Source organism: Agreia pratensis, from assembly GCF_900177685.1.
GTDB classification, from domain to species: Bacteria; Actinomycetota; Actinomycetes; order Actinomycetales; family Microbacteriaceae; genus Agreia; species Agreia pratensis.
Window position 1 is genome coordinate 204,226 of sequence record NZ_FXAY01000001.1, and the last position, 13,769, is coordinate 217,994.

The following is a 13,769-nucleotide window of genomic DNA, read 5'->3' on the forward strand; positions in this document are numbered from 1 at the left end:
CTAGTGCCCGAGTACCGCTTTCGCACGCGGCCCCAGGCCCAGAGCGCGGGCCGCCGCCAGGTCATCGGCCGTGTCGATGTCGAGGCGCATCCGGTCGCCTCGGGCGATGTCGAGCTCGACGTGCCCCGCCTCGCGATGCCGCCGGGCGGAGCCCAGCCCGAATCGCGGCACGAGACCCCGCGGCGACAGGGCGGTCAGCAGCGTCGTTCCCGTTCCGTCTTTGTCGGTGAGCATGCCGAGCGGAATCGCCGCCGCAAGTTCGAGCGCTGCGGTCACATCTCGAGGTCTGATCGATGCGAGATCGCTCATCAGTGCGGCCACAGGCCGGCCCGGGTTGAGTTCCATAGCGGCCCGGATGCCCCGGGTGAAGGCCGCGTTGAGCCCCGTTCCCGGGTCGCGGCGAACGAGTGCGCCCAGCGCCTCGAAGCGCTCGGAGACCTCGGCGCTCGTCACCACGATCACCCGCACGACCGGCAGGGCCGTGCGCACGGCATCGACCGCGTCGAGCGCGAGGGCCAGCGCGAACTCGGCGCGACGCGCCTCGGGAATCTCGGAATCGGCGAGCCCACCGAGGAGCCGGCTCTTGGCTCCCACTGTGCCCTTGACGGGCATCACGACGACCCAGTCGCCCGTGGCGCTCACCGCGCGCTCCAGCGCGAACGAGCTCGCAGCCGAACCCGCGATGGCCTTGCACTCGCACGATGGCCGCGTCGCGCATCCGCCAACCCTCGGCCATAGCCTTCGGCGAAGCCCTGGGCAAGTGCCTCGTCGGTGCCCAGCCGGAACATATCGCCCTCGGGCCGTCGCACCAGTGCGCGAGCGGGAGTGTCGAGCGTCTCGACGACGAGGCGGGTCAGTCCGCGCACGAGAGCCACCGGCATGCCCGTGGCCTTGCCTTTGATCAGATCGGTGGCCGAGGCGAGCTCGTCGCCCGTGGCGGCCTGGGTCACCGACAGCGTCTGTCCGAAGGTGTCGGTGCTGCCTCTCAGATCGTCAATGACGATCACGCCCGCGGCACCGATGGCCGCATCGACCTGGCCCTCGCGCCACGCTCTGCCCAGGGTGTCAGACACGACGATGCCGATGAGCGCACCGGATGCCCGACGCAAGGCCGCGCACAGGGCCCGCGCCGAGGCATCCGGGTCTTCGGGCAGCAGGAGGACGGTGCCGTCGGGCGTGTTGCTCGCGTCGACCCCCGCCGCGGCCTGCACCAGGCCCTGGCGGTTCTCGACGATGCGCGTGACGCCTCCCGGGTGCGCGCGGGACGCAACGAGGCGAACCGTCTCACGGGTGATCGCGTCTTCACGGTCGGTCGCGGCGATCACTCGCCCCTCTGCCTTGGAGACGATCTTCGACGTGACGACGAGAATGTCGCCGTCTTCGAGGGTCAATTCCTGCGCACCGAGCGCAGACTCGATAAGCGCCGCCAGATCATCGCCGGGAGAGACCTCGGGAATGCCCTCGACGCCGATCAGCCGGATCTCTGCGGCGTGGGATCGGGCCACTAGCGGTGCAGCTTCGGCAGCACGTCGCGACCGAAGACCTCGATCCACTCTTTCTGGTTGCGGCCGACGTTGTGCAGGTAGACGCGATCGAAGCCCAGGTCGATGAAGCTCTGAATATAGGCGCGGTGCACGTCGGGGTCGCTCGAGATCACCAGGCGGCCCTCGAAGTCTTCGGGGCGCACGAGCTTGGCCATCTGCTCGAGTTCGAACGGCGAGCGGATGTCGCCCTTCGGGAATTTCATGCCGCCGTTCGGCCACTCGGTCATGGCGTTGACGAGAGCGATCTCGTCGGTCTCTGCCCACGACATGTGCAGCTGCAGCACGCGCGGCATCGTCGACGGGTCTTTGCCCGCCTCGCGCGCTCCCTCTTCGAACTTGGCGAAGAGGCCCTCGATCTTGGCGAGCGGTGCGCCCACCGTGATGAGGCCGTCGACGTGGCGGCCTGCACGCTTCGCCGTGACCGGGCCTGCCGTGGCCACGAGGATCTCTGGCGCGACAGGCGGCATCGTCCACAGCCTGGTCGACTCGAGCTTGTAGAACTGGCCTGAGTGCTTCACGTCTTTTCCGGCGATCGACGCCGTGAAGAGCTTGTTGATGATCTCGATGGCCTCGAACATGCGGTTGATGCGTTCGGGCGCCTCGGGCCAGTAGCCACCCACGATGTGCTCGTTCAGGGCCTCACCAGAGCCCAGGCCGAGCCAGTGCCGGCCCGGGTACATGGCGCCGAGGGTTGCGGATGCCTGGGCCACCATCGCGGGATGCCAGCGGAACGTCGGGGCCGTTACACCGGGGCCGAAGTCTCCGGTGGTGCGCTCGCCCAGGGCGGCGAGAACCTCCCAGACGAAGGCGCTCTGGCCCTGCTGCGGAACCCACGGCTGGAAGTGATCCGCCGCCATCACGCCCGTGAAGCCGTGCTGTTCGGCAAGTGCCGACAGAGCGACGGCCTCGGTGGGGTGGAACTGCTCGAGCATGGCGGCATAGCCGATGGAGAGATCAGACATGCTTCCATCCTCCCACTCGCGTGTGAAGAACAGGTTTCGAAGATGCGCCTTATTGCGTGTTCAGAAATTCTGCGACGGCGGCCGGCACATACGGCGCCACGTCGCCACCCAGCGACGACACCTGCCGCACGAGCGAACTCGAGACGTGCGCGTGAGCGGGGTCGGGCAGCAGGAACACCGTCTCGACTCCGGCCAGATTGCGATTCACGATGGCCATCGGCGTCTCGTAGGCCACGTCGACCTGCGAGCGGATTCCCTTGACGAGCGCCCGCGCTCCGACATCAGTGCAGTAGTCGACGAGCAGGCCGACGCTCCACGAGTTGACGACGATGTTCGATGGCAGCCCCTCGTCGAGAATGGCCTGCTCGATCAGGCGTACCCGCTGCGAGATAGGCAGAAGGGCGGTCTTGGCGGGGTTGTGCACCACCAGAACGTGCACCTCATCAAAGAGGCCCGCAGCCCGCGAGATGACATCGAGATGCCCGAGGGTGACAGGGTCGAAAGACCCGGGTACGACGGCGACGCTGCTCATGGTTCGACCCTATCGTTCGATCACTGTGCCGTCAGTGACCTGCCACTGGCGGTTGAGACGCACTGTCTCGAGCATGCGGCGGTCGTGTGTGACCAGCAGCAGGGTGCCGTCGTACGACTCGATAGCCTGCTCGAGCTGCTCGATCGCCACGAGATCGAGGTGGTTCGTGGGTTCGTCGAGAACGAGCAGATTGACTCCGGTCGCCTGCAATAGAGCGAGCCCGGCGCGCGTGCGCTCCCCCGGCGAGAGCTCATCGACCGGGCGCGACACGTGGTCGGCCTTCAGCCCGAACTTGGCCAGCAGGGTGCGGATCTCTGCGACCGGCCACTCGGGCACCTGCGCTTCGAAGCTCGAAGCCAGCGTGGCCGAGCCCGCGAGCACGGCCCTGGCCTGGTCGATCTCGCCGATCGCGACACTGGCACCGAGGCTCGCCATTCCTTCGTTCGGCTCGGTGCGCCCGAGTAGCAGTCTGAGCAGAGTCGACTTGCCGGCTCCGTTGGGTCCGGTAATACCGATCCGGTCACCCGCGTCGACCTGCAACGAGACGGGCCCGAGCGTGAAGTCCCCCTGGCGCACGACCGCCGCCGACAGCGTCGACACCACCGAGCTAGACCGAGGTGCCGACCCGATGGTGAACTGCAGCTGCCATTCTTTGCGCGGCTCCTCGACCTCGTCGAGCCGGGCGATGCGGCTCTCCATCTGGCGAACCTTCTGGGCCTGCTTCTCGCTCGATTCGGCCGCTGCCTTGCGCCTGATCTTGTCGTTGTCGGGGGATTTCTTCATGGCGTTACGCACACCCTGACTCGACCACTCGCGCTGGGTGCGTGCTCTTCCCACGAGGTCAGCCTTCTTCTCGGCGAACTCGTCGTACTCTTCGCGCGCGTGCCGCTTGGCCGTCTCGCGCTCCTCGAGGAACGAGTCGTAGCCGCCTCCGTAGACACGATTCGTGCCCTGAGCCAGGTCTAGTTCGACGACCCGGGTGACGCTCGACGCGAGAAAGGCCCTGTCGTGACTCACCAGAACGACTCCCCCGCGCAGACCCCGGATGAAGCCTTCGAGCCGCTCGAGCCCGTCGAGGTCGAGGTCGTTGGTGGGCTCGTCGAGCAGCACGATGTCGAAGCGTGAGAGCAGCAGGGCGGCGAGGCCGACCCGTGCGGCCTGTCCGCCAGACAGCGATGTCATCAGCGCGTCGGACGACAGCGCCAGCCCGAGTTCGGCCAGAACGACGGGCAGTCGGTCGTCGAGGTCGGCGGCTCCGCTGGCCAGCCAGCGTTCCAGCGCAGCCGAGTAGACATCGGCCGGATCGGGTTCGCCCGGTGCGACGCCCGCGGTGTCTCCGAGAGCCGCGGCCGCGGCATCCATCTCGCTCGTCGCAACCGTCGTGCCGGTGCGCCGCCCGACGTACTCGGCGACCGTTTCGCCAGCGACCCGCTCGTGCTCCTGCGGCAACCAACCCACGAAGGCATCGCCGGGCGCCAGCGTGACCGTTCCCTCGAGCGGCGCGTCGAGCCCTGCGAGGATGCGCAGCAGCGTGGACTTGCCGGCACCGTTGGCGCCCACGACACCCACGATGTCGCCGGGCGCGACTGTGAGGTCGAGAGAACTAAAGAGTGTGCGGTGGCCGTGGCCCCCGGCGAGGCCCTTGGCCACGAGTGTTGCGGTCATGACTCCATGGTGTCAGGAGCGCGGGCCGCAGGCGAGTTGGGCGGTGGGGCACGGCAGTGCCAACGGAATGCGTCTTACAACCGATTATTTTCCAAGACTCGCACGGATGGCATCTCCTCCTCAGAGCAGGAGATGCTTTGTAGCAGCGTTCAGTGATCACTCCCTCCCGCTGGAGTTATCGAAGCTATTTGACCAAGCGGGGGAAGAGTCTCTCAGCGGCGGATCGGCTCACCTCTCCAAGCCGTTCCGCGCCGGGGCCGTCGTAGATGGCCAGGGAGCGGTCGAAACGGGCGGTCCATTCTGGGTGCGCGTAGGGGAAATCGCTGCCGTAGAGGATGTGGCCCGGCTCCGCGAATGCTAGAAGTGACGGCAGCGAGGTGGGGCTGGAAGATAGGGCGGTGTCGAAGTAGAACTTGCGAAGGCCCGCTTGGATGCTTTCCGGGGTGGTGCCGGGGTTGAACATTGCGGCAGCACTGAATCGGTCTGCAGCGTAGGGCAGGAAACCGCCGGCGTGCGAAAGGATTATGCGTAGGTCCGGATGCCGGTCGAATACTCCGTGCGCGACGAGGTCCACGGCGGTGCGGGTTGTGTCGAATGGGAAGTCCAGCAGCGCTGTGGGCATTCCCGGCAGTTGCTGGATCGGCGGCGCCGTGGGATGCACGAAAACGACAGCCGAACGCGCGGCGAGCTCTGTCCACAGCGGCTCGTACGCGGGATCGCCGAGGTAACGCCCGTGCGCGTTCGAAAGAAGGAGCACGCCGTCGGCATGGAGCTCGTCGAGGGCCCGCACTGCTTCGGCGACTGCGCCGTCGAAGTCTGGCAGTGGCAGCACGGCGAAATGTCCGAAGCGGTCAGGGTGTTCCCTGACCAGCTCGGCCTGGTAGTCATTCAGCTCGCGGGCGAGACCGCGGGCAGCGGCATCGTCACCAAAGTGAACACCAGGTGCGCTGATCGACAGTATCCCCGTCTCGATACCCGTCGCATCCATCATGGAAATCGCGGACTGGGGATCCCACTCAGGCATTTGCCAGCCCCCGACGGTCCGCGGGCCTTGGCGCGCCGCTGTCCCACCGCTCTCAGCCCACGGATTCCATTGCGCGGACCCACCAGCTACGGCCTGCGCCCCACTCCCTGTCATCAGACTTCCCGCCGCCGCCAGCGCCTCAAAGTAGCGAGGCGGAAGCAGGTGCTGGTGAACATCGATTTTGCCCGACATAGTGACACCCTCCAGGTGTTCTCGGCGACGCTTTTTGGTCGCGCACAAACGAACAGTTCTTATTTTACATCTGTCCAGTAGATGACGAGTGTACGTCAGTGTCGACACTCCAGCAACACCCCTTCGGCCCACTGAGCGTCGGAAGGTTCCTGCGGAGAAAACATTCGTGCAGAGACTAAATAAATGCATAGACTGCATAAAACAGTCGCAAAAACACTGAAGCAACGGAGGCGAACATGAATGGCGGATTGCGTGAACGCAAGCGGGCGGCGACACAGGAAACAATCGAACGTGCCGCAATCTCGCTTGCGCTGGAGCACGGCTTCGAGAACGTCACCGTAGACATGATCTGCGAGGCCAGCATGGTGTCCCAGCGCACCTTCTTCAACTACTTCGGATCGAAGGAGGGGGTCATTATCGGCGGCACGCCGGCTATGCCGAGCAATGACCATATTGACGCGTTCACCCGGGCGACGGGCTCGAATCTCCTTGCCGATTTCCTCACCATGATCACCTCCTCGCTCCTAGAGCGTGAGCCAGATGCCGCGCTCTTCAAGGATCGACGGACGCTCATCATGCGCACCCCAGAACTCTTGATCAGAGAAACGGCTCGCATGAGCGAATCCGAAGACCAATTCGTCGCCATCATCATGACCCGCTATGAGATCCAAGGACTAAGCCCCGCCAATCAACCCGAGCTAGAAGACGAGGCCCGGATGGTCATCGCCCTCACCGCCGGCGTCCTGCGCTACGTGAGACATCGATGGGCAAGCTCGCAACCAGGAGCGTCCACACGGGATCTCCTGAGCAATTCCATCGAACTCATCCACCGCATCACCAACGATCACTCTCAACAACCGAAGGGCACGGCACACTAACCATGACCGACACATCTCTCAGCGAGCAAGGCGCCGCCGCGTCGGGGACCTCGAAACGCAACATTCTGCTCATCTTCGCCGGCCTCATCTTGACCATGCTGCTCTCCTCACTCGATCAGAGCATGTTCTCCACAGCGTTACCGACGATCGTTGGGGAACTCAACGGCGTCGACAGCATGCTGTGGGTAACCACGGCCTACATCCTGGCCTCGACGATCATGCTGCCGGTCTACGGCAAGCTCAGCGACTTGATAGGTCGGAAAGGCCTTTTCATCGCTGCGATCAGCCTGTTCGTCCTCGGCTCCATTATCGGCGGCATGGCACAGGACATGACTGTGCTCATCGTCGGTCGAGCCGTGCAGGGACTCGGCGGCGGTGGGCTCATGATTCTGTCGCAGGCGATCATCGCTGACGTCGTCCCCGCCCGTGAGCGCGGCCGATACATGGGGATCATGGGCGGCGTGTTCGCGATCTCGTCCGTCGCCGGCCCCCTGCTCGGAGGCTGGTTCACAGAGGGGCCTGGATGGCGGTGGGGCCTGTGGATCAACATTCCTCTGGGAATCCTCGCCATCGTCTCTGCGGCGGTCTTCCTTCACCTACCCAAGAACACCGCAGGGCGACCCCAGGTCGACTTCGCCGGGATGGGGCTTTTGGCCGTTGCGTCGACCGGCCTGGTCCTGGTCACCACGTGGGGCGGGAGGACTTATGACTGGGACTCGGCCGTGATCATCTTCCTGTTCGTCGCGACCATCGTGGCGGGCGTCGCTTTCGTGCTGGTCGAGCGTCGCGCCGCCGAGCCGATCATGCCGCTCAAGCTCTTCAAGGATCGCAACTTCAACCTGACCACGACCGCCGGCTTGATTACGGGAATTGCCATGTTCGGCGCTATCGCCTACATCCCCACCTACCTGCAGATGGTCACCGGAGTGGACGCGACAGAGGCAGGTTTGCTGATGATTCCCCTGATGGCCGCCCTGCTGGTCAGTTCGATCGTTTCCGGTCAGCTCGTCAGTAAGTTCGGTCGCTACAAGTGGCTTCCCGTCGTGGGAACGGTCATCATCGCCGTTTCTCTGTTCCTTCTGTCCACGATGACGCCGTCCTTGGCGGTCTGGGTACTCTGCTCCTACCTCGCGATCATGGGCCTGGGTCTGGGTATGAGCATGCAGATCCTCATCCTGATCGTGCAGAACTCGTTCCCTAATTCCCAAGTGGGCACCGCAACCGCGGCAAACAACTACTTCCGACAGATCGGTGCCAGCTTGGGCACCGCGGTAGTGGGCAGCCTTTTCGTTGCGAACCTCACGGATCTACTCGCAGTTCGCCTGCCTGCCGGCGCCGCCACCGCGGCGGGGGGAAGCAACTCGTTCACTCCGGCACTAGTGCGAGACCTGCCCACTGCGGTCCGTGACGTGATTGTCGGCGCTTACAACGACGCGCTTGCGCCCGTGTTCTTGTACATGGTTCCCATGGTTCTCGTGGCAGCCGTCTTGCTTCTATTCATCACCGAGAAGCCGCTGGCCACGACGATCGAACGGGATATCCTCCCCAAGACTCTCGAGATAGACGGTGCAGACAGCGTCGCTCTCTCATCAATTCCACAGGAGGTGCGCAGGGCAGACGTACGAAAGAGTTCTGCGAGCACAACGTCCTAGTGGTGTGACGCAGCCGATTTCGACGATGACGGCGCCGATTCCACCCAGGAGGTATGCCGAGTATCAGCTGTTTGGATGGTCGGTCCAGGCGGCAGAGACGCTGCGATCAACAACGCGACGCCAGCCGTGGGGGGCGGCAGGGTCGTGACTGGCCATCCCGGCCATCCACAGCACGGTCATGAGGTCTTCGGGGGTGAATTCGTCGGACAACACGCCAGCAACGTGGGCTGTCTCGACGAGTTCGGCCCCAAGCGCCATAGACCGTTCACATGCGTTGATAAGCAGCACCGCATCTGGGTAGCGGCGCAGCATCGCGTCATTCATCGCCGGGTCGCTGAGCTGCAGGTCGATCATCTCGGTGATGAATGTTTCCAGCTGTGCGCGAGGAGTCTCCGCTTCCAATGTCCGATCCCTGAGCGCCTTGAGCTTCTCTCCGGCGAGGTTGTCGACCACGGCATCGATGAGCTCCTCGCGGGACCCGACGCGGTTATAGAGCGTCCCGATGCTCACGCCGGCTTCTCGGGCGATGTCCTCCAATGGAGCGGACAAGCCTCGGCGCGAGAACACGGCCAGGGCAGCCACGCGCAGCTTCTCGAGGTTCGCCTGTGCGTCTCGGCGCAGGCCAGGCGTAGCGGTCATGACAACTCCAGTAGAAAGTGAGGGGCATCTCAACATATGCTTGGTATGAGTTGAGGACGATCTCAACTTACCGCACCAGAACACACTCGGCTCGGCGGTGGGCCACGGAGGAAGACACCATGCCCCTCATTACTATCATCGGCGCTGGCCCTGGACTGGGCCTGGAGATCGCGCGGGCCTTCGGGCAGAAGGGCTTCGATGTCGCTCTCGTCGCCCGCGACCAGTCCAAGCTCGACGCACTTGCACAGACTCTTGCAGGTGAAGGCATCCATGCTCAGGGCTTCACCGCCGACGTCAGCGTGCCGGCCACGATCACGAATGCGCTCCAGTCGATTCGGGAGACGCTCGGCCCGATCGATGTCCTTGAGTTTTCGCCGGCGGACCGAACCCTGGAATCCGTCGATGCCCTGAAGGTGACTATGGAAAACCTTCAGCCGCAGATCGACTTCTATCTGGGCGGCGCTGTCACCGCGGTCGGCGCAGTGCTGCCGGACATGATCGAAAGCAACACCGGAACCATCCTCGTGACAACGGGCGGCGGCTCGCTTGCGCCGACGCCGGCTCGTGGCAACATCAACATCGCTGCAGCGGGGCTCCGAAACTGGACACTCAATCTCAACAGCGCCCTTGCGGATACGGGAGTCTATGTCGCACTCGTCGCAATCACCGCTCTCATCGGTGGCGGCCGCCCGGATGCCGAGCCCGCCGTCATTGCGAAGGAGTATGTGAAGCTTCACGCCGAGCGACGTGACGCGGAGCTGCACTACGTCGCTTACGACCGCTGACATCGTTCCCGTCCGGGGCGTTCAGCGCCGGACGGGACGTGGTCCAGGGCGCTGGAGCTCCGGGAGTGCTTATCCAGCAGTGACTGCTGCCGCCCCGGCCGCAAAAGCACGGAGCATTTCAATCTGCTGTGGGGTGCTCGGCGGGGCGTCCGCCATCTGCCACGTGGACACGAGCGCCACCATCCCACCGATGGCAAAAACCCGAGCATCGCCATTGAGCGCGATCTTGGATCCGGTTTGGTCTCGGCTCGACTCGGTCAACCACGCGGCGACCGCCGCTGCAATGACCTCGGCAACACGTTCGCCGCGGGGGATCGCGCGAAGCTTATCGAAGAACTCGCGGTCCTCCCGGCCGGCGGCGAGTAGCGGCTCGATTCCGCGTACTCGAACGGCTTCGATGAGGGCTTTATCGAGATTCGCAGCCACCTCATCGAGCGAAACCCAGTCACTGAGTAGACGGCTGATCCAAACGTCCGTCGCGAGGTCACCGACGTTGCCGTAATGGCTGTGCAGCGCCTGCCTACTCAAACCTGCCTGGTCCGCCACCGCGCTCATCGAGATTGTTTCGCCCTTCGGCGACTCGGACACCAGCACTGTCAGTGCTCGAATGAGGGCCGCTCGAGTCCGGGTGACTCGTGGGTCGACGCGATGTTCTACGGCTACCACCGTCACCATTTCCTCTGACATGCGTCTATCTTGCCAGGACCGATCCGCGCGTTGTACATTTGTCATCTAATTGACACTTGTGAAGGAAACCATGACGCACACAAACGATTCGGCGCTGAAGCAGCAGAGCATTCCGCAGCACCCGGAGTTCGAAGCGGCAGTGGCCGGCGGCTCACTGACTTCTGAGGGACCTGGATCCGCGCATCGATATCGGAACCTCCTCCTTGGCGGTCTCGCGATCCTGCTACTGGCAATGGCGATGCTCATGAGCTATTCGAGTGCGTTCGGCAATCCAACTCCGAACAACGTCCACCTCGCTGTAACAGGCGATGCAGGCACAATCGTCGCTCTCGAACGGCAGGATTCCCTCGAGCTCACCGTGGTGGGCTCCGCGGCGGAGGCGCAAGCTGCCGTCCTCGATCGAGACGCGGACGGCGCGATCGTTCTGCCAAACCCCGGGACCGATGCCGTTGTCACCACATACGTCGCTAGCGGTGGGGGTCGCGGCCTTAGTCAGGCGGTCGCTGGTATCGGTGACTCGATTGCCGAGAAACTAAATGCCACCAGCGAAACCACCGATCTTGCGCCGTTGGGGAAAAACGACCCGGTCGGATCCATCGAGTTCTATGCAATCCTCTTCGCGGGGCTCGGGGCGGCACTTGGCGCAACGATCTTTGGGCGCATCCTTGGAACGGTCGACACATCGGCGAAGTTTGTCGAGCGCAGCGTGGTTCTCGTCGCCTATTCGGGAATTCTTGCCGGATTGATCTCGCTCTGGATCGACTCCGCCCTAAACGCAGTCACCATAAATCCCCCTGCCGTGTTCGCGGTTCTCTGGCTGACCGCCGTCGCCATCGGCGGGGCAGTCACCGGCGTGGCCGCGCTCGGCGGAACCATCGCCGCATTGGTTATGACTCTGGCCCTGGTAATTCTTGGCAACACATCCTCTGGTGGCCCTCTCGGCATTCACCTCCTCAACGACTTCTTCCAGGCCCTCTACTTCGTCTTCCCACAGGGAGACGCTCTCGACCTCTTACGATCCGTCCAATACTTCGACGGTGCCGCCGTGTCCGCCCCGATCATCCGACTGGGGATCTGGGCAGTTGCGGGCATTTTGCTTACCCTGACAGCGATGCTCATCAGAAGCCGACGAGACGCTGCGGCCCGACCGAGAAGCACCGCACGCCCAACCAGCGACTCTCACGCCGCCGCCGCATGGCCGACCCCCCAAGCGGAACTCTCCGCAACCACCCACAACTAAGCACCCAATGGAGAAAGCACAAATTTGATCATTCAGGGACCAGGGTCGAGGGTCAGAGGTTACCTCGAGGCGTACTTTGGCCGGGCGTCTTGCGGGCATGTGCGTAGTGTGGCGTGGCTTGGTGAACCACTGATCGGTTATCGCGAAACGGGCTGTGGCGGGGAGGCGCTGGCGCCATCCGGAACCCCCGCAGACTGACGACGGGCCCTGACGAGACCAGCCACGATCGCGATCACAACCAGAGCGACGTCCAGCGCCCCGTACACGACCGCGGTGGGTTCGAGACCGAAGCGCTCAACGGCGAGGCCCGCCACCAGCGCCGGGACACTGAAAGCGATATAGCTGACGACGTACATCGTCGAGAAGACTTGTCCACGCTCGGCATCCGGAGCTGCCTCACCCAGCGCGCCGACGGCGAGGCGGAAGGTCGCACCAGGCGCGGGGGAGAAATGCCGAGATAGCTGTGCCGACCGTACCGGCGATGAAGAAGACCCCGAGCACGAGGCCGATGGTGAAGTGGATGCGAGCGCATCGACCCTCTGCCGGGCGACGCTCTCTAGTCAGGAGCGCGGGCCACAGGCGAGTTGGCTGGTTAGAGGGAGCCTTCATCGCGAAGGGAGACGGTGCCAACCGGTGATAAACGTCTTACGAACTCGATGCGGACGTGTTGCAGCTCGTCGCGAGGGACCACTGCAGTGAGCACGGTGTCGGGGGCGAGCTCTACCCCGATTGCGTAGACGAACGGGTCGGTATCGATCTCGATCGCTGGCATCTGAACGCCATCGACGATCGCAGTGGCCCGCGGATTGATGGCGCGTTCAGCGAGTCGAGCCGCGAAACGATCGGTATGAATGTCTCCGAGGCCCAGCTCTGTGCGGAATCGATTCATCAGGATGTAGTTGGCATGCTCGACGAGAAGATATGACGGTGTTGAGAAGTCAGTAGGTTCGCGATGCCACGAGGTTCGCACCGCTTCCCACAGCATCGGGTAACGCATGCGAGCTACCTGCTCGATGAGCCACGCTGGTCGAGGGTGCGGTGCCGGTTCGTCGAGGGCCCGGCGTGTCGATTCGTCGAGTTCGGCGAGGTTCACGGGGTCGGAATGATCGAGCGGATTGCGCCAGAGCGTGTAGTTGATACTCACCGACATCTGCGACATACCGCTGTCGCCACTGGAGATCGCGGTGCTCTCCATGTGGATGTCGTCGAGAGACGGTTGCGGCACGAGTCCCAGCACCGGAACCGGCATGAGCTTGACTTTCTCGGCTTGCGCAAGACGAGGGTCGGGTGCATCCTCCGGGAGGAATCCGGTAAAGCGCATCGGTGCGGATCCCATGTTCGTCACTCCTTCAGCTCTGGACTACAGGCCAACTCTCTTGACGCTAAATCAGGACTGACGATTAAGCGACCGGGTAGGCCATCCGCTTTGAGGGTTGCGGTCGTCACCTCGACCTAGCGTCCCTGTCCACGAGCTCACGGCGGAACCGTCTCGCCCCTTAATGATTCCTAGCGCTTCACCCCTAAACCGAAAGCCGACTCTCTGAGCGACTCTCAGCGAGCCAACATTGCCCTTTACGCATTCCCACAGGACTTCAGAACGCTCCGTCTGCTCAAAGACCGCGTCAATTGCCGCACTGAGCGCTTCGGTCATGATGCCGCGTCCCCATTGTGGGCGTCCGAGCCAATAGCCCACCATGCCGCTGTTCAGACGAACTCCCACGACTCCGAGTAGAGATTGACCGGCACCTTCTCGGATTGCCCAGGTCCATTCGCTGCCGCTCGACCAGCCACTAGGAACGAAATCACGGACGAAGTAATCGGCATGCTCTCGTTTGTACGGCCATGGAGTCGACATGAACTTCTCGAACGCCGTATCAGTGCAATATTCCGCGATCCGGTCAACGTCAGTCGCCCTAGGTTGATCGAGGACGAAGCGTGTGGTCGATAGCGGAAACGGCTCCATGGTCGG

The 13,769-nt window shown here is 63.7% G+C and carries 15 protein-coding genes; 4 read left to right on the forward strand and 11 right to left on the reverse strand.

Features of this window, described 5'->3' with window-relative positions; all coding sequences use genetic code 11:
- The 6 genes from cofC to B9Y86_RS01025 all read right to left on the reverse strand — a co-directional run bounded on the left by cofC (window position 1) and on the right by B9Y86_RS01025 (window position 6,117).
- Window positions 1-642: a 2-phospho-L-lactate guanylyltransferase gene (gene cofC / locus B9Y86_RS01000; protein ID WP_085482100.1), complete on the reverse strand. Its 642-nt coding sequence runs from the start codon at window positions 640-642 to the stop codon at window positions 1-3.
- Window positions 639-1,505, reverse strand: coding sequence for a coenzyme F420-0:L-glutamate ligase (locus B9Y86_RS01005; protein WP_085482102.1), 867 nt, complete (start codon window positions 1,503-1,505; stop codon window positions 639-641). The genes cofC and B9Y86_RS01005 overlap by 4 nt, the downstream gene beginning before the upstream one ends.
- Window positions 1,505-2,506: a TIGR03557 family F420-dependent LLM class oxidoreductase gene (locus tag B9Y86_RS01010; RefSeq protein WP_044442178.1), complete on the reverse strand. Its 1,002-nt coding sequence runs from the start codon at window positions 2,504-2,506 to the stop codon at window positions 1,505-1,507. The genes B9Y86_RS01005 and B9Y86_RS01010 overlap by 1 nt, the downstream gene beginning before the upstream one ends.
- Before the next feature lie 49 nt (window positions 2,507-2,555).
- The gene (coaD, locus tag B9Y86_RS01015) at window positions 2,556-3,038 is read right to left on the reverse strand and encodes a pantetheine-phosphate adenylyltransferase (RefSeq protein WP_085482104.1); all 483 of its coding nucleotides are present in this window, start codon (window positions 3,036-3,038) and stop codon (window positions 2,556-2,558) included.
- Between the two features lie 9 nt (window positions 3,039-3,047).
- On the reverse strand, window positions 3,048-4,703 hold the full coding sequence (locus tag B9Y86_RS01020) for an ABC-F family ATP-binding cassette domain-containing protein (protein WP_085482106.1): 1,656 nt from the start codon (window positions 4,701-4,703) through the stop codon (window positions 3,048-3,050).
- A gap of 184 nt (window positions 4,704-4,887) precedes the next feature.
- Entirely contained in the window at window positions 4,888-6,117 is a 1,230-nt protein-coding gene (locus B9Y86_RS01025; protein WP_342351704.1) for an amidohydrolase family protein, read from the reverse strand.
- Between the two features lie 38 nt (window positions 6,118-6,155).
- Here B9Y86_RS01025 and B9Y86_RS01030 point away from each other — a divergent pair, with 38 nt between their 5' ends.
- Window positions 6,156-6,797, forward strand: coding sequence for a TetR/AcrR family transcriptional regulator (locus B9Y86_RS01030; protein ID WP_085482110.1), 642 nt, complete (start codon window positions 6,156-6,158; stop codon window positions 6,795-6,797).
- A 2-nt stretch (window positions 6,798-6,799) separates the two neighbouring features.
- Window positions 6,800-8,449 (forward strand): MDR family MFS transporter, encoded by a 1,650-nt coding sequence (locus B9Y86_RS01035; protein ID WP_085482112.1) that lies wholly within the window; start codon window positions 6,800-6,802, stop codon window positions 8,447-8,449.
- Window positions 8,450-8,512: 63 nt separating this feature from the next.
- Here B9Y86_RS01035 and B9Y86_RS01040 read toward each other — a convergent pair whose 3' ends face one another.
- Entirely contained in the window at window positions 8,513-9,088 is a 576-nt protein-coding gene (locus B9Y86_RS01040) for a TetR/AcrR family transcriptional regulator (RefSeq protein ID WP_085482114.1), read from the reverse strand.
- A gap of 119 nt (window positions 9,089-9,207) precedes the next feature.
- Between B9Y86_RS01040 and B9Y86_RS01045 the strand changes: the two genes are divergently transcribed.
- Window positions 9,208-9,873, forward strand: a complete 666-nt coding sequence (locus B9Y86_RS01045) for an SDR family NAD(P)-dependent oxidoreductase (protein ID WP_085482116.1) — start codon at window positions 9,208-9,210, stop codon at window positions 9,871-9,873.
- A 69-nt stretch (window positions 9,874-9,942) separates the two neighbouring features.
- On the opposite strand, the gene B9Y86_RS01050 is transcribed toward B9Y86_RS01045, so the two are convergent.
- A complete protein-coding gene (locus B9Y86_RS01050; RefSeq protein WP_139824676.1) occupies window positions 9,943-10,560 on the reverse strand; it encodes a TetR/AcrR family transcriptional regulator in 618 nt (205 codons plus the stop codon).
- A gap of 70 nt (window positions 10,561-10,630) precedes the next feature.
- Between B9Y86_RS01050 and B9Y86_RS01055 the strand changes: the two genes are divergently transcribed.
- Window positions 10,631-11,800 carry an ABC-2 transporter permease gene (locus B9Y86_RS01055; RefSeq protein WP_085482120.1) on the forward strand — a complete coding sequence of 390 codons (1,170 nt, stop codon included), beginning with the start codon at window positions 10,631-10,633 and terminating at the stop codon, window positions 11,798-11,800.
- A 137-nt stretch (window positions 11,801-11,937) separates the two neighbouring features.
- Here B9Y86_RS01055 and B9Y86_RS01060 read toward each other — a convergent pair whose 3' ends face one another.
- The 3 genes from B9Y86_RS01060 to B9Y86_RS17885 form a co-directional block, all read right to left on the reverse strand.
- Window positions 11,938-12,156 carry a hypothetical protein gene (locus tag B9Y86_RS01060; protein ID WP_085482122.1) on the reverse strand — a complete coding sequence of 73 codons (219 nt, stop codon included), beginning with the start codon at window positions 12,154-12,156 and terminating at the stop codon, window positions 11,938-11,940.
- A 236-nt stretch (window positions 12,157-12,392) separates the two neighbouring features.
- Window positions 12,393-13,136, reverse strand: a complete 744-nt coding sequence (locus tag B9Y86_RS01065) for a hypothetical protein (RefSeq protein ID WP_244894574.1) — start codon at window positions 13,134-13,136, stop codon at window positions 12,393-12,395.
- Between the two features lie 51 nt (window positions 13,137-13,187).
- On the reverse strand, window positions 13,188-13,763 hold the full coding sequence (locus B9Y86_RS17885) for a GNAT family N-acetyltransferase (protein WP_085482123.1): 576 nt from the start codon (window positions 13,761-13,763) through the stop codon (window positions 13,188-13,190).
- Window positions 13,764-13,769 lie beyond the last annotated feature (6 nt).

Excerpts from the sequence above, each read along its gene's own strand:
- B9Y86_RS01010 (WP_044442178.1), bottom strand. The coding sequence starts at position 2,506 with ATGTCTGATCTCTCCATCGGCTATGCCGCCATGCTCGAGCAGTTCCAC.
- coaD (WP_085482104.1), bottom strand. The coding sequence starts at position 3,038 with ATGAGCAGCGTCGCCGTCGTACCCGGGTCTTTCGACCCTGTCACCCTC.
- B9Y86_RS01020 (WP_085482106.1), bottom strand. The coding sequence starts at position 4,703 with ATGACCGCAACACTCGTGGCCAAGGGCCTCGCCGGGGGCCACGGCCAC.
- B9Y86_RS01025 (WP_342351704.1), bottom strand. The coding sequence starts at position 6,117 with ATGCAGTCTATGCATTTATTTAGTCTCTGCACGAATGTTTTCTCCGCA.
- B9Y86_RS01030 (WP_085482110.1), top strand. The coding sequence starts at position 6,156 with ATGAATGGCGGATTGCGTGAACGCAAGCGGGCGGCGACACAGGAAACA.
- B9Y86_RS01035 (WP_085482112.1), top strand. The coding sequence starts at position 6,800 with ATGACCGACACATCTCTCAGCGAGCAAGGCGCCGCCGCGTCGGGGACC.
- B9Y86_RS01040 (WP_085482114.1), bottom strand. The coding sequence starts at position 9,088 with ATGACCGCTACGCCTGGCCTGCGCCGAGACGCACAGGCGAACCTCGAG.
- B9Y86_RS01045 (WP_085482116.1), top strand. The coding sequence starts at position 9,208 with ATGCCCCTCATTACTATCATCGGCGCTGGCCCTGGACTGGGCCTGGAG.
- B9Y86_RS01050 (WP_139824676.1), bottom strand. The coding sequence starts at position 10,560 with ATGTCAGAGGAAATGGTGACGGTGGTAGCCGTAGAACATCGCGTCGAC.
- B9Y86_RS01055 (WP_085482120.1), top strand. The coding sequence starts at position 10,631 with ATGACGCACACAAACGATTCGGCGCTGAAGCAGCAGAGCATTCCGCAG.
- B9Y86_RS01060 (WP_085482122.1), bottom strand. The coding sequence starts at position 12,156 with ATGTACGTCGTCAGCTATATCGCTTTCAGTGTCCCGGCGCTGGTGGCG.
- B9Y86_RS01065 (WP_244894574.1), bottom strand. The coding sequence starts at position 13,136 with ATGGGATCCGCACCGATGCGCTTTACCGGATTCCTCCCGGAGGATGCA.
- B9Y86_RS17885 (WP_085482123.1), bottom strand. The coding sequence starts at position 13,763 with ATGGAGCCGTTTCCGCTATCGACCACACGCTTCGTCCTCGATCAACCT.